The following is a 20,096-nucleotide window of genomic DNA, read 5'->3' on the forward strand; positions in this document are numbered from 1 at the left end:
TTTTAAAAATTCTTATAGTAAATCTATTCGAGTAATCTTGCTTCAATTATTTGGCTGAATTCAAAGTTTTCGATTTGGAGATAATAAGAAGCAACATCCATTAAGGCTGCCATCGGGGTAAGGCCGACAATTTCGGTACCGACGACATTTACGCCGTAGCGTTTTGCTTCCATTTTTACCATTTCATAAGATTGATAAAGAGAAGTTTTTGTGTAGTCCGTCATGTTCATTGAAACTTGAACAATTCCGCGCTCCGTAAGGTCTACACCCATTGCTTTTACAAAGCGCAAGCCTCCGCCTATGAACCTAACTTTTTTTGCAATCTTGTCTGCGATTGAAAGATCGTTTGTGGCCAAGTTCACGTTAAAGGCAACGAGGGGCATTCGGCAGCCCACAGCCGTAACACCTGCAGAAGGATGAATTTCCGTTCCGCCGAAGTCGGGTTTCCATTCGGGCTGCTTTACCTTTTCAGCCATGCCTTCAAATTGTCCTTTTCGGATATTGGAAAGATTTTCACGTGCAGGGGAAGATGCCGATTTTTCGTATAAAAATACGGGTATCTTGTGCTGCTCCCAGATGAGCTTTCCAACCTCTTTGGATAATTCGATACATTCTTCCATTGTGGAATTTTTAATCGGAATAAAGGGGACAACATCGGTAGCTCCCATTCTGGGGTGGGCTCCCTCATGCTTGCGTAAGTCAATGAGACTAGCGGCTATTCCGATAGCTTCTACTACGGTTTTTTTAAGTTCTTCGGGTTCACCGATTACGGTTACAACAGAGCGGTTATGATCCTTGTCGGATTCGTAATCAAGCAGTTTTACATTTTCTTTTCCGCGGAAGGGGGCTATAATCTTTTCCAAAACTTCAGGATCGCGGCCGTTACTAAAGTTGGGAACACATTCAATTATTTTGTTCATCATAAAAAACTCCTAAGACCTTCAACGTCTTTCGCAAGTGTAACACAAAAAAAAGTCTTAGACAAGATAATAAGAACCGTTTATAATAAATATTGTAATTATAGAAAAAAAATGATATAACATTATATGGCTTATATGGCAAGAAAAATGAACTCTATGAAATTCAGGAAAAAATAAAAACAAAGAATATATTAAAACTATTATGCAACCATACCTCATTTGTATGAGAAAAATGAGCATTAAAATGCAGTAGATATATTAAGGAGTTAATTTAATGGGTAGATCATACTATTCAAGCAATATCAAAGAATTTTTATATAAAAATGAATATGAGGTTTTTGGGGAAATTGCAAGTAATGACCAATCTTCAGCTGAGGATCTGCAAAAAAACACATGGAAAAAGGAAATTAAAATTCTAAAGAGAGAACTTGCAGATTTTTTAGAAGGACATTTGCTTTTTGAGTATACCATACCAAGAATAGGAAATCGTATCGATAATGTAGTTTTACATAAAGGAATTGTATTCCTACTTGAATTTAAAGTTGGTGAAAATTATTATCCAAAATATGCAATAAATCAAGTAACAGATTATGCTCTTGATTTAAATTGTTTTCACAAAGAAAGTCATGATAAATTGTTAGTACCTATCTTAATATGTACAAATGCTCAGAATACCCAAATGAATATTTCTATTATGAAAGAAAATATTCTAAATACCTACTGCTGTAATGAGTTTGGGATTGGAAAGTATATAAAAAAAGTTTCAGAGAATTTCAATAGAAGTCAATTCTATTATTATAAATGGATAAACTCAATTTATATGCCTACACCTACAATTATTGAGGCTGCACAAGCATTGTATATGGGACACAATGTCAAAGATATTTCAAGAAATGATGCAAGTGCAAAAAATTTAAATCAAACTACAAAAGCTATAAATAAAATAATTGATTACAGCAAGGAGAATAGCAAAAAGTCAATTTGTTTTATTACTGGGGTTCCTGGTGCAGGCAAAACACTTGCGGGTCTCAATATTGCAATTGAGCGCCAAAAAATTGATGAAAATGAACACGCTGTATTCCTTTCTGGGAATGGTCCGCTTGTTGATGTTTTACAAGAAGCATTATGTAGGGATGATGTAAAACGGAATGGTATTAAAAAAACTGATGCTATGCGCAAATCTAAAGAATTTATTCAAATTATTCATCATTTTAGAGACGATGCAATTTCAGTTAATACTCCTCCGATTGAAAGAGTGACAATTTTTGATGAAGCACAAAGAGCATGGGACGAGCCAAATCTTTCAGATTTTATGAAGAGTAAAAAAGGAATACTTGATTTTAACATGTCAGAGCCGGAATTTTTGATAAGTATTATGAATCGACATAATGGATGGGCAACAATTATATGCTTGATTGGTGGCGGACAAGAAATTAATAGGGGTGAATCTGCTGGCATTGTAGGTTGGTTTAATTGCTTGAAAAAAAAATATCCTGATTGGGATGTGTATACTTCAGATAAAATAACCGATAAGGAGTACACAAAAAATAATGATTTTAATGAAATAATACAAGGTTTAAATGTAAATATTTTTAAAGATTTGCATTTGGCAGTATCACTTCGTTCATTTAGAAGTGAAAAAGTCTCAGCCTTTGTAAAAGCATTGTTGGATGTTGATAGGGAGAAAGCTTATAATCTCTATCGTAATTTTAGAAATGATTACCTTATTTGCATAACAAGAGATTTACAAGAGGCAAAAAAATGGGTAAAACATAATGCAAAAGGTACTCAACGGTATGGATTAACTGCAAGTTCAGGCGCAAAACGTCTAAGAAAATATGGCGTTTGGGTGCAAAATAAGGTTGATGCTCCTTCATGGTTTTTAAATGATATGGATGATGTTCGTTCATCTTTCTATTTGGAAGAAACAGCAACTGAATTTGATATACAAGGTCTTGAACTTGACTGGACAATTGTTTGTTGGGATGCAAACCTTCGTTTCAACGGCGTTGAATTTGAATACTACAATTTCACAGGGACAAAATGGAATAATATAAGAAATGAAGATAATATTTTGTACTTGAAAAATGCATATAGGGTACTATTAACAAGAGCAAGACAAGGATTCATAATTTTCATTCCTACTGGTGATGATAATGACATGACAAGTCAACAAGAATATTATGACGGTATTTATAATTACCTTAAAGAAATTGGTATTAAGGAGATCTAATTATAATAAATACATTACAAAATAGTCGAGGATTTAACTTTTTTTAAATATTACATTTATGTATGACATTATTTTGAACATTAATACGAAAATAAAGACTATAACTCAGCTGACCAAAGGTGATATTGAATATAGTACAACAAGACTGGAGATTAGCAATGAACTCAAAAAAGAAAACAAAAACTATAAGGGTCGCGGCAGGAATTATCTGTGATTCACTCGAACAGAAGAAAAAATTTTTTGCTACTGCAAAGGGATATGGAGAATTTAAAGGTCAATGGGAATTTCCTGGAGGAAAGATTGAAGATGGAGAAACACCTGAACAAGCCCTCATTAGAGAAATAAAAGAAGAACTTGGAGTCAGAGTAAGGATAGGAGCATTAATTGATACCATAGAGTATGACTACCCCAATTTTCACCTAGTTATGTATTGTTTTTTTTGTGAGTTGATAGAAGGAGAAATAAAGCTACTAGAAGCAGAGTCTGGAAAATGGCTCACAAAGGAAACTCTCTATGAAGTTTCATGGCTTCCAGCAGATGTCATACTCGTAGCGAGGATAAAAGAACTTATATGCTAAATTTTTCCCTTTCTAAGATATATGATTTCTATAACACACGACTCCGTAACAAGATTTAAGAAAAACTTCTCGATTCCAATAATAAATAAAACGTAGAAAACCATTAAATGCATGCTTTTATTTTACTTGATGTCATTTTGGATTAACAATAGCTTAATAAACAAATAAAACTTCAATCTCGATGCCAAAAAAGTCTTTGAAATTGAAAATAACTATATTCGATGCATAACTCCAATTGAAAAAGAAGTTATCGTAATTTTCTATGTACCTTGCCGTTAATCGATAAAAGATGTATACTCTAATTGTAAATTAAACATAACTTTAATACAATTTCGGAGGAACTATGAAATTTAATATTGCAAAAAAAGGCGGTGTAGTTGCCCAATTGGTTTTTGAGGAGAAAATTGAAGGCGGCTATCTTAATCATTTGAAGGAAAAAGAATTATTTTCCGGAAAGGCGGAAGATGTTTATTATACTCTCGACTCCAATCTTAAAGCCCAGCTTTTTATCGGTCTGGGTAAAGAAGAAAAAATTGACTTGGAAGTTTTAAGAAAAACCTTTTTTAAGGCAGCAAGTGAGCTTTTAAAGAACAAGGTAGAAGAAGTCGAGCTCAATATTCCTAAGCTTAACAATCTATGTAATTATAAGACGGCTGAGGCTATTGCAGAAGGTATGCTCCATGCCACCTACAAATATGATAAGTTTAAAAGCGATCGTAAAGAACAAACCGAAATTACGGTCAATTATAATCCCGAAAAAGGCAAGGAAGACAGAGCCGAAAAAGGTATAAACGAAGCCGTCAAGCTCATGGAAGCGGTTTTCTTAACCAGAGACTTGGTAAACCAGCCGGCAAATGTAATCTATCCTGAAACTCTGGCTAAAATTGCCAAAGAAAAACTTGAAGCTAAGGGTGTCAAGGTTACAGTCCACGGCAAAAAAGAAATTGAAGCCCTCAAAATGGAAGCCTTCCTCAACGTAGCCAGAGCAAGCACCAAGGAACCCAAACTCATTGTTATGGAATACTACAATAATCCCGGCTCCAATGAAAAAATCGCTCTTGTAGGTAAGGGCTTAACCTATGACAGCGGCGGATACGCCATTAAACCTGCTACAAGCATGGTTGATATGTTCACGGATATGGGTGGCTCAGGTACGGTCATCGGAGCAATGCATGCACTGGCCGACCTCAAAGCAAAGGTAAACGTTGTCGCCGTTGTTGCTTCTTGCGAAAACATGATTTCGGGAGACGGCTACAGAAACGGAGATATTATCGGTTCAATGAGCGGTAAAACCATCGAAATCATTAACACCGACGCCGAGGGTAGATTAACCTTAGCCGATGCCGTTTATTACGCTACCAATAATTTGGGAGCTACAAAGCTGATTGACCTTGCAACCCTCACCGGCGCTTGTGTATCGGCTCTTGGAGAACAGGTCAGCGGCGCAGTTACAAACAATGATGAGTTCTTTTCAGAACTTGTCAAGGCAAATGAAAGAGCCGGCGAAATTGTCTGGAGAATGCCCACTATCGAGTATTATAAAAAAATGAACGAATCGAAAGTAGCAGATCTAAAAAATTCAGGCGGAAAATTAGGCGGAATGATGACGGCCGGTCTCTTTGTCGGTTCCTTCCTTGCAAAAGAAGATATCCCGTGGATTCATATTGATATTGCCGGAACTGCCTACATTACCGAAAAATTCGGCTACCTAAAAGAAAACGCCACAGGAACACTCGTAAAGAGTCTTTACTATATGCTAAGCAAAGAAGCTTAAACAGCTTTTACTCATGCCGCAGGGAAGCAAATATCTTTCCTGCGGTTATTTTTTATATAAGGAGAGTTATGATATGAGTACAAAAAATTTACTTGATGGTGTAGAAGATACATTATATATCCCGCTTGCAGCAAGAATATATGCATCCGAGAAATTCCCTAAATTTTTCTATGATGAAAAAGCATTGTCATTAAAACAATATATACCGACGGATAACATAGAAAAGAATACTACCGAATATTTTTATATGGCCAGTGTTTGCAGACAACAAACAATCGATAAAAAGATAAAAAAATTTCTTGAAGAAAATATTCAGAGCAATGTAGTGTTTTTAGGAGCCGGCTTGGAAACTGCCTATAACCGTATCAATAATGTTAAATCTAACTTTTATCAAATAGATTTGCCTAACGTTATAGATACCAGAAAAAAAGTACTAGGAAATGCAGATAATGAAAAGTTGATCTCAGGAGATATGTTTACTCTTGATTGGGTAAAAGAAATAGATACTTTATTGCCGACTATGATTGTTGTTTCGGGAGTATATCAGTACTTCGATGAAGGTAAAATTATAGAGATGATAAAAAAAATGAAGTCTTTAATTCTTAAAGGAGAGTTGGTATTTGACGCAACAAATTCTACCGGATTAAAATTAGCTAATAAATATGTTCAAAAGACCGGTAATGTTAATGCTAAGATGTATTTTAGTGTCGATAACCCAAAGGAATTTGCAAATATTACTAATACAAAGCTTATAGATGTCGATGGATTTTTTGATGGAGCATTAAAACATTGTGAGGGATTAAAATTCCTAACTCGAATATATATGTATTTCGCCGATAAATTGCATAGAACATTGGTTGTTCACTTAAAATTTTAAGCATAAATACTTGCAAATGTACTATAAATATACTATATTTATAGTATAAATACCATGTTAGGAGAGATACTAATGTCCACTGCAGTATTACAAACGCGAGTTGATAGTCAAATAAAAAAAGAAGCTGATGATCTTTTTAATGCATTAGGTATTGATACAACAACTGCAATTCGATTATTTTTAAAGCAAGCTATAAATCAGCAAAAAATTCCTTTTGAAATTCTGCCTCCACAAAAAGAATTTTCACCATCTGTTTTAGCCGCGATAAAAGAAGCAAGACAAATCAGTTGTGATGCTTCGGTTAAACAGTATAAAACTGCAAAAGAATTGCTTGCGGATTGTGAAGTATGATATATCAATTAAAGAAAACATCTCAGTTTAAAGCAAGTGTCAAATTGGCAAAGAAAAGAGGTTTGAATATTAATCTTCTTGAAGGTATCATAGAAAAATTAAGGACAGATACGCCGCTTGGGGTAAAACATAAAAATCACCAACTTTCAGGACAGTTTAAAGGTATTTGGGAGTGTCACATACAACCTGATTGGTTATTATTATATTTAAAAGAAGAAAACAATTTAGTTATGACTCTTGTTGATACGGGAACACATAGCGATATTTTTAAGAAATAAGCATTTCCAAATTTATGTATATCTTGACAAACCTCATCTCTTTGAAAATTTGTCTCAAATAGTATATAATGCAACTATGAATCAGGATAGAGTTAAAGAAATTTTGCTTGAGACGGCGGATACGGAGCTTGAGTTTTCTGTTGTTTTTACGGGAAAAAGCAGCAAAAAGGTAAACGGGCTTTATAAGCCGGATACGCACGAAATTATTCTTCATAATAAGAATTTTGCAAATGATAATGAGCTTATTTACACGGCTGTGCATGAATATACTCATCACAAGCAGTGTGAAAAAGAGGGCGGTTTTTATTCGACGCGGGTACACAGCCCCAAGTTTTGGACACTCTTTCACAGCCTCCTTGCTGAGGCCGAAAAAAAAGGCTTTTATAAAATCACTCTTGAGGAGTCGCCCGAGCTGTTGGAATTAACCGATGAAATCAGACAAGTCATAATGGTAGAAGACGGTAAACTTATGAAAGAACTCGGCCGCCTGCTTGGAAAGGCCCGGCCTCTTTGTAAAAAAGCCGGTGTAAGATATGAGGATTATGTCGATAGGGTGCTCTGCCTCCCGAGGGCATCCGCAACTGCTATCGAAAAAATCAGTGCCTACAATGTAAACCCTGCCATCGGGTATGAGGCGATGAAGTTTGTGGCCAATATAGGCAATGCGGAAAAAAGGGCTGAGGCAGAAGAAATGTTTTTAAATAAGACAAGCCCTGCAACAGTCCGGGGCACGATTTCTAAAAAGAAAGAAGAAGACCCTCGCCGCACCTTGGAAAAAGAAAAACGGCGTTTGGAAAAAACCATTTTAAGTCTTCAGGCACGGCTTGAAACCGTTGAAAGCAGGCTTGCCAATATGCCGATAAGCCCATTTATAATCGCAGTGATTTTTTCTATCTTTATGTCCCTGCCTACGATTGGACAAAACTCTAATCCGATTCCTATTCCGCCTGTTCCTCCTATCCCCGGTATGCCGGAAATTCCTAAACCGAATACAATAAACCCTGTGCTCCCTCAGGTTCCGGCTGCCCCGGAATTTTTAAAAACAACCAATCAGCCTAAGACTGAAAAAACCGTAACAAGAAAAAAAATAAGCCCTGCCGAAATGATAAAGCGCTTAAACTCAAGCCAAGGCGGTGCTTTTGCAAAACGGCTGATGAGTACCCTCATCGAAAATGACGATCAGGGCTTTGATGTTCTAACCAAAATTATTGAGGAGCTTTCAAAAGATAATTTACAAGGATTTCCTATTCAAACAGAAGAATCCAAAAATAAAAAAAACGTTTTAATAAAGAATTTTAATTTTAACGGAAAAAATATGTTGGAAGAATTTGGCTCCTTTGCTGTGTCCGGCATAACGACCGATAAAAGTTTTTTTATGGCAGCAGAGTCAAAGGCTGCAGCAGCAGGCCAAAAAAACGGAGAGCGGTTATATATTTTTGCAAAACGGAACATAGCCGGAACCTACAAGCTCTTTGTAGAAATAGACCAAGACACCAAGAATCACAGCTCATTATTTTTTAAGTTTTTTAAAAACTCTCCCTTTGATGCAAAGCTTGACCAAAATATTTTATTTTCTCAAATAAAGACCGATAGACTTGATTTGGATGCGGTTTTTGACCTAACCGCAGAGTAAGGGTAAACTGTACGAACATAAACTTATGTAAAAAAATAAAATGGAATAAAAAAAGAAGACTCACCCAAAAGGAGGATAATGAGCGAGTCTAGTGAAAAACAGTGTGTATCGTTTGTGTGTGGCTTGAGTATACTTAAAACGGATAAAAATGTCAAGTATTTTTATTCAAAAATATCTAAAATTTAAACATTAAATTTAAAGAACATAATATCACCGTCATTTACTACATAGGCTTTCCCTTCTTGACGGTAACGTCCTGCTTCCTTTATCTTTTGTTCACTTCCGTATTTTACAAAGTCATCAAAGCTGTATACTTCCGCCTTTATAAAACCCTTTTCAAAGTCGGTATGTATAACTCCGGCAGCCTTTGGAGCCGTATCCCCGGCATGGATTGTCCATGCGCGGCACTCATCTTCTCCGGCCGTAAAGAAGGTTCTAAGCCCGATTAAGTGATAGGCTGCCCTCGCAAGCTGTGAAAGGCCCGATTCTTCCAAGCCAACCTCAGCTAAAAAGCTTAGGCGTTCTTCTTCACTTTCAAGGTCGGCTAATTCGGCTTCAAACTTTCCGCAAATTACAACGGTATCTGCCCCCTCGGATTCTGCAATCTTTTTAACCGCCGCTATATAGGGATTGCTGTCTTGGGCACCTGTTTCATCTACATTGCAAACATACATTTGAGGTTTCATTGTAATTAGATGGGTGTCGTAGATTGCGGCTCTTTCGTCATCGGTCAAGTCGGCAAGGCGGGCGCCCTTTCCTTCCTGCAGAAGAGGACGAATTTTTTCGATAGCCCGCATTACGACAGCAGCTTCTTTTTGAGCTTCCTTACCCATGCGGCTCGCCTTTTCGGCACGCTCAGCTCTTTTATCCAAACTTGCAAGATCGGCAAGAGCGAGCTCGATATTTATCGTTTCAATATCGGAAGCCGGATCTATTTTCCCTGAAACATGGACAATATCATCATTATCAAAACAGCGCACAACGTGGGCAATAACGCCGACTTCTCTGATATGGGACAAAAACTGATTCCCTAAACCCTCTCCCTTTGAAGCTCCTTTTACAAGACCTGCAATATCCACAAATTCTACGGTTGCAGGAATTACCTTTTTGGGATTAAAATGTTCAGCCAGTTTTTTTAAACGGGCATCAGGTAAACTTACAATTCCTACATTGGGGTTTATTGTACAAAACGGATAATTAGCAGCCTCAGCCGGCGCACTTGTAAGAGCCGAAAATATAGTCGATTTTCCTACATTGGGTAAACCCACAATTCCGCAATTTATAGCCATATCTCTTCCTCCATAAAAACTTTTTCATTACCGCAAGTTTAGTTTTCCCAAATAAGGTATTCGGGGCTGTAAACATAGATGCCTTTTTTTGATTTTAAATTTAAAAAGTCAGTGAAAGCCTTGATGTCTGCAAAGTTCATCTGCGAAAGTGTCGAAGCATCAAGATCTTCTAAAATACTTTTTATCAAGGCTTCCGTAAAAGGTAGGGGCTTTTTTATTTCTTTTACGGAATATTGTCCGCTTATGTTTGCAAGCTCTGCAGCATATTTTACCGCCTCGTCCAAAGAGCCTAAAGCATCAACCAATTTTAAATTTAAGGCCTGTTCACCTGAATAGACACGGCCGCCGGCTAATTCTTCAACGGTTTTTTCAGGAAGATTTCTTCCCCTTGCTACGGTTTCGATAAAGGTCTTATATATGTGCATAACTTCCATCTGCCTTACCTCTTTTTCTTCAGGAGAAGGTTCTTCTAAAACGGAATATGAAGGCTTTTGTCCCGAATAAACCAAATCGCTTGTTATACCCAGATATTTTTTAACGGCTTCTTTAAAAGATGGAGCTGTAGCCAATACACCGATTGAGCCGGTAATTGTGTAGGGGCTTGCAAAAATATAATCTGCAGAAGAAGAAATCCAATAAGCTCCCGAGGCGGCAACGGACCCCATGGAAACTACAACAGGTAAACCTGATGCTTTAGCTCTGTCTATAGCGCGTCTTATTTCTTCCGAAGCAAAGACCTCTCCTCCGCCTGAATTTACTCTTACAACGATAGCTTTTACAGTCGGATCTCCTTGAGCAATATCAAAAAGATCTACAATCTTGTAACTTACGGCAGAGTCATCTATACGCCCTGTACCGGTAGAAGAGATAGCTCCGTTTATATGAATAACGCCTATAGAATTTTGAGAGGGCATTTCTGCAAAGTTTGCATTATATGAATCATAGCCTATTGTGTTTACGGTTACCGAAAATGTTTTACTATCGGCAAAGCCTATGTTTGCAGCAAACTCATCGACTGAAGCAATATCGGTAACAAAGCCTTCTTCTAAAGCGGCCTTCGCTCCGTTTCCTTCATATTTTTTTATAAGAGCATTATTGTTTTCGGCGAAAGCCCTAATTTTTTCGGGCGGCATATTTCTGTTTGCTGCAATATCCGAAGTGTACTTATTCCATAAATCATCGAACATGGATTTTAAGTTTGTTCTTACATTTTGCGAAAGATTATCCCTCGAATAAGTTTCTGCCATACCTTTGTAGGTTCCGGCCTGTATCACATTCCACTTGATGCCGAATTTTTCTTCCAAACCTTTAAAAAAGACCGGACGGGAAGCAAAGCCCGCAAAGGAGACTTCTCCCAGCGGATCAATTCCTATTCGGTCTGCATAGGAAGCTAAAAAGTAAGAAGGAATGGAATAGCCTACAGCATAGGCATATATTTTCTTACCGGAATTTTTAAAGACTTTTAAAGCGTCTCCCAGTTCACTTAAGTGTCCTGACGAGAGGCCTCCCAATTCCGAGAAGTCCAAATAAAGGCTTGTTATCCGTCTATCGAAGGCCGCATTTTTTATAGCTTTTACAAGGTCTGAAACGAGGACTGCCGATTTTTTCCCGATTGCGGGAATGCCGGCCGAAAAAATATCCGATTCCTTTTCTGTAAGAACTCCGGAAGGATTTATCATTAGTACAGCCTCACTCGGTACGCGCTCTACTGTTTTTGTGTTAGAGGGTATGCTGCCCATAACCCCCAAAAATGAAAAAAAGAAAAAGAAGAAAATGATGTTTATTATTATCAAACGTAAAATATTTATTCCACGAAAAAACGCCATAAAACAACCCGGACGCTTTTTTTGTTCTTGGTTTTCCTGCATGTTTGTCTCCTAAAAATACAATTTAAGGTATCATCATAGCAAAAAACCGGTTTTTTTTCAACTAAGAACGATTTTGGAAATCTTTATGGCAAAGAATATGATAACGGCACTTCCCTTTTTATTAAAAAAAATATACTCTATAAAAATGGAAAAATATTCTTTTCAAAATAGAACGCATAAGTTAATAGCGGGGATTTTTCTTTTTATCGGTTTTTCGTTTTTTTGTTATGCCCAAGAAATTCCTGCAAGCCCGTCGGATTCAGATAAGATAAAAATCTTTAGCTTGGAGGAATGTAATTCTCTTTTCGCAGAATATTATAGAGCCGGTTCTATCGGTGATGAAGATTTGAAAATCTTAACAGACGGAAAAAATATTCTTACAGATTCTCTGGAAAAAATTCTTTTAGAGAATAAAAAAAACAGGGATATAAAAAAACAAAACGAGCTCTTAATTTTATATCTTAAACATGCCGAGATTATTTCTACCATTTATAATTACGGCAGTATGAATCATCAAGGTGAGGAAATAAAAAAGATAGATAAGGATTTAAAAAGATTTTTAAAGCTATCCGATTTGGAAGGTGAGGTGTATTTAAAATATGCAGACTACTTATATACAAAACTCAAGCTACCTGAAACAAACCGTTTTAGCACAAAATTAGCTCTTCCGGTTTTATACAGGATGGCCCTTTTAAAAGATAAAACCAATAAGGCTGCTTTTGTAAAGCTGTCATGCTGGCAGATTTCTTCAGCCGATGAAACCACCTCTAATTTTAATTCTCAAATTAAAGCAACGGAAAAATATATTGAAGAATTAAATGAGATTGATAGATTCAATGCATTTATTTGGTATTCCATATTTTATATGAAAATATATGATACAAAAAAAGGGTGGAAATATTTTTACAAAGCAAAAAATCTTTTCCCCAATCATCAGATTGTTTTGTTGCTTTATGAAAATTATAAAAAAGGAATCTTAGGCGGATTATGATTAATAGTTTAAAAGACGGAGAAAAAATGAAAAAGATTTTATGTTTGATTTTTTGTTTTATGATGACGGCAGGATTTTCTCAAAATAAAGAGGAACTTAAAAACAACAATGAAGAAGAGTCTTTAAACATTTCCAAATTTAATATTCTTCCGCATTATTTCGGATTTCCCCTTTCGGTAAAATTCGGATGGCTTTACAGACAAAATAATTTCAGTGTTTTCCCGAATACGGGAATCTTCTTTTCGGCAGACAACGGACCCGCTATAAGTTCTTCCATAGGAATGTTTGTTCAAAAAGATTTTTTTAAATGGGATATAAACGCTTTTTATGATTTTGTTCCGTTTACAATGCATAAAAAAGCTTCCGACCAAATTGTTTATGCAAGAAATAATTTTATCTTTGTTATAAACAGACTGAAAATTTCTTTCCCTGCCCGTGTGGGACGGAGACTTGTTAATGAAATAAAATTTACCGGTTCACAAAAAGAGTTGCTGCCGAAAACAATTACCGAAATATCGCAGGGAATCAGGTTCGATGTTTATCTTGCAGATTTAGGCTATCTTAAAGCAACAACTTCTTTTTCTTTTTTTACCGATTGGATTCCGGAAAGCCGTTTTGTTAATTACAGACTTAAATTCGATTTGCCGGTAACATTTAAACTGTATTATGTTGACGTGGGCTTTGTCTATACTTTTTATAATACCGGTAGGATAAATTCTAAAAATATAAATGCTGCCGCCGATTACCAAATAGAAAAATCTCAAGAAGCTATGACGCGGCGCTTTTCGTTTAAAGATGTTCAAAAATATTCTTCGATGCATATTTGGGGGGCTGAAATTAGATGGTACGCAGCTCGAACGGGCGTTAATTCAAGCGGATTTTTTATTTCAGCCTTTGCAGATGCCGGCTTCGGCTCTAACGAAGTAAAAAAAATAAACCTTATCGCCGAGTGCGGTTTAGGTGCAGGCTATACATTATTTGATAACGTTCCTTTTACATTCCAAGCCGGATTTAATCAAGACTTTAAACCGATCTTTTTCTTAGGTGTTGTATCCAGAATTATTCAGGGGGTTTGATCGTATTATAAAAATATTATGGAGAAAATATGAAATTAAAATGCGCTGTTTTTATTAATTTAATTATTTTATTAGTTATTCTAACTTTGAGTATTTCTTGTAGTAAGGAAGAAAAACTTCAGCCTATAAATGTAATACAAGAAGGTTCAGCTAAAAAGAGTGATGAGGCCATTGAGCTCGATTTAAAATTTTATAATCCGTTTATGTATGAGATAAACATAAGAAAGTTGAAATATACAAATATTAACAGCAATTATTATGTATTGCCTGAAACCATGAAAAAATGCAAGCAGATACATATTTTTGAAAGTTGGACTAACGAATATATATCATATTTATCCGACTTGGTTATGCAATATGATATGCCCTGTCAAGCTTATTTACCTGAAAATCAAAAGACCTTAAAGAGTTTTGCTTTATTTAATAAAAACGGTCAGGTAGTAAAATATGTATATAAATTAGGCTGCATTCCGACAGACTCATATTCTCATGATGAAGTATACACTTATTATTATAATGATAAAAATTTTATTAGCAAAGATGTTTATAAGATGGAAAATACGGATAGTGAAGTAAGGCAGTTTGTAAATGAATATGAAAAAAAACGTAAAGATAAAAAGATATTATACAATGAAAAAGAAAATAAATATACATTCGATGATATGGAACTTATCTTCAATGAAGACGGCAAATATAAAGAAATTAAAATTTATTATCATGAAAGATCTTTTGATAAATATGAATTTATTTATGAAAATGCTATGATAAAAAAATTTAAAAAATATGATAATGATAAATTAGAATATGAGATAATTAGTGAGTACGACAACTCTGGCAAAATAAGAAAATATACGACCTCATTGGGGGGAACAGTTGAAATTTTACAATATGATGAGTACGATAACTGGATTGAAGAAAAGTTTTTTTCTGATGGAGTTTTATTTTCTACCACATATCGAGAGATTGAGTATTGGGAGTAAGCTATGAAACAAAAACAAGTTATAATTATACTTTATATTATTGTATTAGTAATGATAATTCTTCCTGTAGGAATTTTGATTCACTGGCTGTTTTTTAAATCAGGAATAAAATTTAATTTTAACACCCAAAATCAGCAAGAAGTTACAAACGAGTATATTTATGATTTTGATAAATCGGAATATATATTTGCATCTACACAAAATGAATGGTTCGAACTATCCAAAAATGGAAAATGGTATGATGTAAGGTTTAATGGAGGAGACGTAGATACAGATGTTATCCAACAATTTATTGAAGCCGGAAAATGTAATGAAGGCGGTAAAGAAATGACTTTATCCGCAGGTTCGATCACTATTACTGATGATGGTCTTGTTGTGATATCAGGGGATAGGTGTATCTGCTATCTTGATGTTGTAAATAAAAAAATAATTAAAATACTTCCATTAGAACATAGAGATACTGTTGCGGTAAATATAGGAGACCGTGATATTCTTTTTTTTGACGGAGGTAATTTATATAAATACGAATTTGATTCGGATAATAAAATATTGTTATATGAAACAAAGCTTTATAAGTTTGAAATATCCGGTAAGGATCTATATAAAGATTATCCTTATGATTACGGTAAAGAAGATGGCGGCAATTATATTTTTATATCTAATTCAACGGCGGAGTACCCTTATCCGTATGCTAGACCTGTTCACATCGCATATTCAAAAAAATATAATAGTATATATTATAAAACCAGAATTTCATTGAGTGATGGATTAAAAACAGCCGTCGTTTCCATGTCATTAGATGATTTTACAATTTATGTAGTCTGTTTGGATGGGGAATTTAATACTGATCTTGGCGGCAATGTTTTTTATACACAAAAAAACGCATTATTCCGCCATGATGGGGATACAAGAAAATCCGAAAAAATTTTTGAACATGATGAAACAATCAGCTGGTTTAAACTTTTTAATGACGCGATCTTTTTTATGCAAAAAAGCTCGCCAAATATAAAAGGCGTAAAGTTTCCTGAATTTAGAGTATATCATCAAAACAAGGTAAAATATGTAAAAATAAACGCAAATATTTATAGGAACTGTTGGGATATAATAAAAAACTAAACAATTAATCTCTAGCCAATTTTCACAATTTATGCTATCATTCTCCTATGGCACATTGTATAGCTCCGGAAGCGGAAAAAATTTTGGATAAAGAATTTAAGGTTCTTGATAAGGGCTTTATCAGATTGGTAGACTACATGGGAACTGATGCCCGCATAGTGCAGTCTGCCCGTGTTTCTTATGGGGAAGGGACTAAAACCGTACGTGAAGATGCTGCTTTAATAGATTATCTTTTGCGGAACAAGCACACCTCTCCTTTTGAGCAAGTGGTTTTTACCTTTCATGTAAAGCTGCCCATTTTTGTAGCCCGTCAGTGGATCAGGCATAGGACTGCCCGCTTAAACGAAATTTCGGGACGGTATTCTATCTTAAAGGCCGAGTTTTATGTACCCGCCGGAAAGGATATAGCTTTGCAAAGCAGCGATAATAAGCAGGGCAGAATGAATGAAGCAGTTCCTCAAGACCTTCAAAATGAAGTTATAACTTCTTTACAAAAACAACAAGAAGAAATTTATGCAGGCTACTCTAAATTACTTGATAAAAATATTGCGAGAGAGCTTGCAAGAATAAACCTCCCTCTTTCCACTTATACCGAATGGTATTGGCAAATAGACTTGCATAATCTTTTTCATTTTTTGCGGCTGCGTATGGATGCTCATGCACAAAAAGAAATCAGAGACTATGCCGAAGTGATGTTCGAGATTTGTAAAACCGTAACCCCCCTTGCCTGTGCTTCTTTTGAGCGGCATGAAAAAAACGGCGTAAACTTTTCGGCAGAAGAACTTGAAGCTATACGTAATTTGATAGCCGGAAAAGACAGCGGCTTAAAAGGAAAAGAGCTTGAACGTTTTAACGAAAAACTTAAAAGCGGAAGACAGGTATAAAACGCAAGGAACAGCAAAATGAGAAAGCGAGATTATTTTGTCGTTATGGCTTTCGCTTTAAGCCTTATACTTTTATTTTTACAGCAATTTTATCCTAAAAACACGCCTGCAAGTATTATCCATGCAATAGATATTTTAATTCTTCTATTTGTTATTTCAGAAACTTTTTTTGCCGTCCGTCAGGAAAAGTATATACGCAAATATTTTCAAAATAATCTTCCAAACTTTTTAGCAATGGTAATATTTGCATCGATATTTATTACCTTTAAAATACAAATAGGTTTTAAAAATATTTCTGAAGAATTAAGTATTGTTTTTGATATTTTTAAAAATATATTTTTGTTTGGAAAAATAATTAGATTGATAAGCAAAAGAGCCGGATTAACTGCGAAAATCATTTCAAACCCTGCCCGTACTTTGATTATTTCTTTTTTTATGGTAATAATCATCGGCAGTTTTTTACTTATGCTTCCTGCAGCATCTGCAAAAGGCTCTCCCTTAAATTTTTTAACGGCACTTTTTACGTCTGCTTCCGCCGTATGTGTTACAGGCTTAAGTGTTATAGATGTTTCTTCCGAACTTACCATAGTCGGAAAATTTATTCTGATTGTTTTAATTCAAGTCGGAGGACTAGGCATAATGGTTTTTTCATTTTTCGGAATGCTTGCCTTCCGAAAAAAAATGACGGTCAGTGAAAAGCTCACAATTTCTTACATGGTCAGTGAAGATGACATGTCAAACCTTTTTAAAACATTAAGAGTAATTGTTTTATCTACATTCTTTATAGAAGCCCTAAGTGCTGTATTTTTATTTATAGGGTTTTCACGCATTTTAGGCTTCAATCTTAAAACCCTAGGCTTTGCATTATTTCATGCAATATCCGCATTCTGTAATGCGGGCTTTGCTCTTTTTTCAAACAATTTGGAATCTTTTACCTCCGATATTATTATCAGTTTAACAATAGGCTTTACCATAATTTTAGGCGGAATAAGTTTTGCAGTTATTTATGATGTTTTAGCTAAGGTCAAGACAGATATAAAAAATACATTTTTAAAGAAAAAAAAGACAGATTATTTAATTTCGGTAAATACAAAAATGATTTTAAGCCTTACGGTTTTTATTCTTTTTATTTCTTTTGCTTTTTTTTATTTACTTGAGCATCGCAATACTATGAAAGAGATGTCTTTGGGAACTCAATACCTTGCAAGTTTATTTCAAGCTATAACATTGCGTACCGCAGGATTTTCTACGGTTTCCTTCCTTAATTTGACAAATGCAACCTTGCTTTTTATGATATTCATAATGTTCATGGGAGGAGCTGCAGGAAGTACAGCCGGAGGAATAAAGCTGAATACAATTGCAGTAGTCTTTGCTTTTTTTAAATCTTTTTTAAAAAATCAAAAAACGGTTGTAATTAAAAATGTTTCGGTGCCTGAAGAACAAGTAAAAAAAGCTTTTTTAATTTTCGGTTTCGGGCTTGCGGCAATTTCAGTTGGAATTTTTTTATTAACAATTACCGAAAGCCTTCCTTTTTTAGCATTGTTGTTTGAAACCGTTTCGGCCTTTGCAACCGTGGGGCTTTCTACAGGAATAACGGCAGCGCTTTCACCAGCCGGTAAAATAGTAATAATAATCTTAATGTTTATCGGAAGAGTAGGCCCCTTAACTTTTTTAACTGCGGCCGGTAAAAAACAAAAAAATGATGATATAGAATATCCTTATGGAAATATAGCAATAGGATAATGGGAGGAAAATATATGGAAACAAATAAAAACTTTGCAGTCATAGGTTTGGGAGAATTCGGTTCAAGGATTTGTGAAGTTCTTGTAGACGGAGGTGCTTCAGTGGTTGCCTTCGATCATGATATTCAAGCCGTCGAAAGAATAAAAAAAATCGTTCCGGCAGCAATGCTTGTAGAAACTACAAATGAAGAAGCTCTTTTAAAAGCCCCTTTGGATGATGTAGAAGTCGCCATAGTCGCCATCGGCAATAATATAGAAGCAAGCGTTTTAACAACTACTCTTTTAAAGCAAAGAGATATTCCCTATGTTTTAGCGCGTGCCGTTTCACCTCTCCACGCAACAGTTCTACGAAGGGTAGGAGCAAACGAAGTTTTAAATATTGAAATATCAGCAGCAACAAGAATTGCGAGGCGGCTTATTTCTCCCGATGTAATGGACTCAATTGCAGTTACAAAAGATTTTTCGATAAGAGAAATCATTGTGCCGAAATTTTTTATAGGAAAAACAGTCGGTTCCGTTGCTCTAAAAGAAAAATTCAATATTACTTTGATTGCTCTTGTTAGAATGGCTTTGGATATAGATTCTGTCGGTAATCCTGTCAAACAGGAGGTTATGCACTATCCGGAAGATGATTTTGAGTTGAGAGAGGGCGATAAACTTTTTTTGATAGGCTCAAATATAAAACTTGAAGAATTTAGAAATATGTAACGGGGCAAATATGATTTTTATTGAAAAAAAACTATTGTTTATAAGTTTAGTAATCTCATTTATTTTTATGATAATAACAGCTTTTTGGGCATATAGCGTTGGTATGAGAATCCCTCTCAAAGGAGATTCCGAATTTGTTTTGTTTTTAGGCTTTATATTTTCAGGTTTGCAACTGATTATAACTATCAATATTATAATAGGCGCAATAAAAAAGAAAAAAGATTTTTTTACTTTAATGGAAACTATAAGAGCCGGAGGAATTTTATCTCAAGAAAAAATAAAAAAGCTGGGTTCGGCAGGGTTTGCTTTACAAGAAGCCCTTGAAGCTTCAAGCACAATTACAGCACAAAAAAGTTTAAAAATCGCGAGTCTTAACGGATTGATGAGAAGCTTGATTAGTATGATAGATATACCTATTGTTGTAGTCAACCTTAACGGAGAAATTATAGATGCCTCTCAAAAAATCAAAACGGAAAAAAATTATAATAAAGATTTAAATATTTCGGACCTTATACCTCAAGCAAATATCAGAGAAGCCTTTAAGGAAGCATCAATAAGTCATCTTCCTGTAGAACAAGGGAACAATCTTTTAATACCTGTCTTTTCAACACTAGGCGATATAACATATTTTTTAATTGATACATCTAAGCATGGTGCTTTAACTAAATTTATCAACAACTTTATACCGCCTCAAAAGGAAGAATCTGCTAAGCAGGCAAAAAAAGGATTTTTTAAAATTTTAGGAACCTCTAAAAAATCTTAAGTTTACAACCGATAAACTCCGTCTAATTTTGAGAA

The 20,096-nt window shown here is 35.1% G+C and carries 18 protein-coding genes; 15 read left to right on the forward strand and 3 right to left on the reverse strand.

Annotated elements, in window-relative coordinates; all coding sequences use genetic code 11:
• Window positions 1-23 precede the first annotated feature (23 nt).
• On the reverse strand, window positions 24-923 hold the full coding sequence (gene ftcD / locus TDE_RS01450) for a glutamate formimidoyltransferase (RefSeq protein ID WP_002681237.1): 900 nt from the start codon (window positions 921-923) through the stop codon (window positions 24-26).
• Between the two features lie 271 nt (window positions 924-1,194).
• Here ftcD and TDE_RS01455 point away from each other — a divergent pair, with 271 nt between their 5' ends.
• The 7 genes from TDE_RS01455 (at window position 1,195) to TDE_RS01485 (ending at window position 8,644) form a co-directional block, all read left to right on the forward strand.
• Window positions 1,195-3,153, forward strand: a complete 1,959-nt coding sequence (locus tag TDE_RS01455; protein WP_002681239.1) for a DUF2075 domain-containing protein — start codon at window positions 1,195-1,197, stop codon at window positions 3,151-3,153.
• Between the two features lie 158 nt (window positions 3,154-3,311).
• Entirely contained in the window at window positions 3,312-3,731 is a 420-nt protein-coding gene (mutT, locus tag TDE_RS01460) for an 8-oxo-dGTP diphosphatase MutT (RefSeq protein WP_002681243.1), read from the forward strand.
• A 343-nt stretch (window positions 3,732-4,074) separates the two neighbouring features.
• Window positions 4,075-5,505 carry a leucyl aminopeptidase gene (locus TDE_RS01465; RefSeq protein ID WP_002681245.1) on the forward strand — a complete coding sequence of 477 codons (1,431 nt, stop codon included), beginning with the start codon at window positions 4,075-4,077 and terminating at the stop codon, window positions 5,503-5,505.
• Window positions 5,506-5,578: 73 nt separating this feature from the next.
• A complete protein-coding gene (locus TDE_RS01470; protein ID WP_010956712.1) occupies window positions 5,579-6,382 on the forward strand; it encodes a class I SAM-dependent methyltransferase in 804 nt (267 codons plus the stop codon).
• Window positions 6,383-6,454: 72 nt separating this feature from the next.
• Entirely contained in the window at window positions 6,455-6,733 is a 279-nt protein-coding gene (locus TDE_RS01475) for a type II toxin-antitoxin system RelB/DinJ family antitoxin (protein WP_002676649.1), read from the forward strand.
• Complete coding sequence (locus tag TDE_RS01480; RefSeq protein WP_002676650.1) at window positions 6,730-7,011, forward strand: type II toxin-antitoxin system YafQ family toxin; 282 nt, start codon at window positions 6,730-6,732, stop codon at window positions 7,009-7,011. Before TDE_RS01475 ends, TDE_RS01480 begins: the two co-directional genes overlap by 4 nt.
• A gap of 76 nt (window positions 7,012-7,087) precedes the next feature.
• Complete coding sequence (locus TDE_RS01485) at window positions 7,088-8,644, forward strand: hypothetical protein (RefSeq protein WP_002681251.1); 1,557 nt, start codon at window positions 7,088-7,090, stop codon at window positions 8,642-8,644.
• 182 nt (window positions 8,645-8,826) lie between these two features.
• Here the strand turns inward: TDE_RS01485 and ychF are convergent, their stop codons facing one another.
• Both ychF and sppA read right to left on the reverse strand, forming a co-directional pair.
• Complete coding sequence (gene ychF, locus TDE_RS01490) at window positions 8,827-9,933, reverse strand: redox-regulated ATPase YchF (RefSeq protein ID WP_002666350.1); 1,107 nt, start codon at window positions 9,931-9,933, stop codon at window positions 8,827-8,829.
• Between the two features lie 38 nt (window positions 9,934-9,971).
• Complete coding sequence (gene sppA, locus TDE_RS01495) at window positions 9,972-11,801, reverse strand: signal peptide peptidase SppA (protein ID WP_002681253.1); 1,830 nt, start codon at window positions 11,799-11,801, stop codon at window positions 9,972-9,974.
• Between the two features lie 85 nt (window positions 11,802-11,886).
• Between sppA and TDE_RS01500 the strand changes: the two genes are divergently transcribed.
• Genes TDE_RS01500 through TDE_RS01535 form a run of 8 tightly spaced genes read left to right on the forward strand, consistent with a single transcriptional unit; the run spans window position 11,887 to window position 20,061 of the window.
• Window positions 11,887-12,792 (forward strand): hypothetical protein, encoded by a 906-nt coding sequence (locus TDE_RS01500; protein ID WP_002681254.1) that lies wholly within the window; start codon window positions 11,887-11,889, stop codon window positions 12,790-12,792.
• Window positions 12,789-13,868 (forward strand): hypothetical protein, encoded by a 1,080-nt coding sequence (locus TDE_RS01505; RefSeq protein WP_002681256.1) that lies wholly within the window; start codon window positions 12,789-12,791, stop codon window positions 13,866-13,868. The genes TDE_RS01500 and TDE_RS01505 overlap by 4 nt, the downstream gene beginning before the upstream one ends.
• Before the next feature lie 29 nt (window positions 13,869-13,897).
• The gene (locus TDE_RS01510; protein WP_002681258.1) at window positions 13,898-14,848 is read left to right on the forward strand and encodes a lipoprotein; all 951 of its coding nucleotides are present in this window, start codon (window positions 13,898-13,900) and stop codon (window positions 14,846-14,848) included.
• A 3-nt stretch (window positions 14,849-14,851) separates the two neighbouring features.
• A complete protein-coding gene (locus TDE_RS01515; RefSeq protein WP_002681261.1) occupies window positions 14,852-15,964 on the forward strand; it encodes a hypothetical protein in 1,113 nt (370 codons plus the stop codon).
• Between the two features lie 47 nt (window positions 15,965-16,011).
• Window positions 16,012-16,848 (forward strand): FAD-dependent thymidylate synthase, encoded by an 837-nt coding sequence (gene thyX, locus TDE_RS01520; protein WP_002681263.1) that lies wholly within the window; start codon window positions 16,012-16,014, stop codon window positions 16,846-16,848.
• 18 nt (window positions 16,849-16,866) lie between these two features.
• Window positions 16,867-18,591, forward strand: a complete 1,725-nt coding sequence (locus TDE_RS01525) for a TrkH family potassium uptake protein (protein ID WP_002681266.1) — start codon at window positions 16,867-16,869, stop codon at window positions 18,589-18,591.
• A gap of 14 nt (window positions 18,592-18,605) precedes the next feature.
• A complete protein-coding gene (locus tag TDE_RS01530) occupies window positions 18,606-19,298 on the forward strand; it encodes a potassium channel family protein (RefSeq protein ID WP_002666331.1) in 693 nt (230 codons plus the stop codon).
• A gap of 10 nt (window positions 19,299-19,308) precedes the next feature.
• Entirely contained in the window at window positions 19,309-20,061 is a 753-nt protein-coding gene (locus tag TDE_RS01535; RefSeq protein WP_002681269.1) for a hypothetical protein, read from the forward strand.
• The last annotated feature ends 35 nt before the right edge of the window (window positions 20,062-20,096 follow it).

This window comes from Treponema denticola ATCC 35405 (assembly GCF_000008185.1).
Taxonomy (GTDB): Bacteria; Spirochaetota; Spirochaetia; order Treponematales; family Treponemataceae; genus Treponema_B; species Treponema_B denticola.

Bases quoted from the DNA above. Each gene is read 5' to 3' on its own strand.
- ychF (WP_002666350.1), bottom strand. From the start codon at position 9,933: ATGGCTATAAATTGCGGAATTGTGGGTTTACCCAATGTAGGAAAATCG.
- TDE_RS01515 (WP_002681261.1), top strand. From the start codon at position 14,852: ATGAAACAAAAACAAGTTATAATTATACTTTATATTATTGTATTAGTA.
- ftcD (WP_002681237.1), bottom strand. From the start codon at position 923: ATGATGAACAAAATAATTGAATGTGTTCCCAACTTTAGTAACGGCCGC.
- thyX (WP_002681263.1), top strand. From the start codon at position 16,012: ATGGCACATTGTATAGCTCCGGAAGCGGAAAAAATTTTGGATAAAGAA.
- TDE_RS01500 (WP_002681254.1), top strand. From the start codon at position 11,887: ATGGCAAAGAATATGATAACGGCACTTCCCTTTTTATTAAAAAAAATA.
- TDE_RS01510 (WP_002681258.1), top strand. From the start codon at position 13,898: ATGAAATTAAAATGCGCTGTTTTTATTAATTTAATTATTTTATTAGTT.
- TDE_RS01455 (WP_002681239.1), top strand. From the start codon at position 1,195: ATGGGTAGATCATACTATTCAAGCAATATCAAAGAATTTTTATATAAA.
- TDE_RS01480 (WP_002676650.1), top strand. From the start codon at position 6,730: ATGATATATCAATTAAAGAAAACATCTCAGTTTAAAGCAAGTGTCAAA.
- mutT (WP_002681243.1), top strand. From the start codon at position 3,312: ATGAACTCAAAAAAGAAAACAAAAACTATAAGGGTCGCGGCAGGAATT.
- sppA (WP_002681253.1), bottom strand. From the start codon at position 11,801: ATGCAGGAAAACCAAGAACAAAAAAAGCGTCCGGGTTGTTTTATGGCG.
- TDE_RS01475 (WP_002676649.1), top strand. From the start codon at position 6,455: ATGTCCACTGCAGTATTACAAACGCGAGTTGATAGTCAAATAAAAAAA.
- TDE_RS01525 (WP_002681266.1), top strand. From the start codon at position 16,867: ATGAGAAAGCGAGATTATTTTGTCGTTATGGCTTTCGCTTTAAGCCTT.
- TDE_RS01470 (WP_010956712.1), top strand. From the start codon at position 5,579: ATGAGTACAAAAAATTTACTTGATGGTGTAGAAGATACATTATATATC.
- TDE_RS01505 (WP_002681256.1), top strand. From the start codon at position 12,789: ATGATTAATAGTTTAAAAGACGGAGAAAAAATGAAAAAGATTTTATGT.
- TDE_RS01465 (WP_002681245.1), top strand. From the start codon at position 4,075: ATGAAATTTAATATTGCAAAAAAAGGCGGTGTAGTTGCCCAATTGGTT.
- TDE_RS01485 (WP_002681251.1), top strand. From the start codon at position 7,088: ATGAATCAGGATAGAGTTAAAGAAATTTTGCTTGAGACGGCGGATACG.
- TDE_RS01530 (WP_002666331.1), top strand. From the start codon at position 18,606: ATGGAAACAAATAAAAACTTTGCAGTCATAGGTTTGGGAGAATTCGGT.
- TDE_RS01535 (WP_002681269.1), top strand. From the start codon at position 19,309: ATGATTTTTATTGAAAAAAAACTATTGTTTATAAGTTTAGTAATCTCA.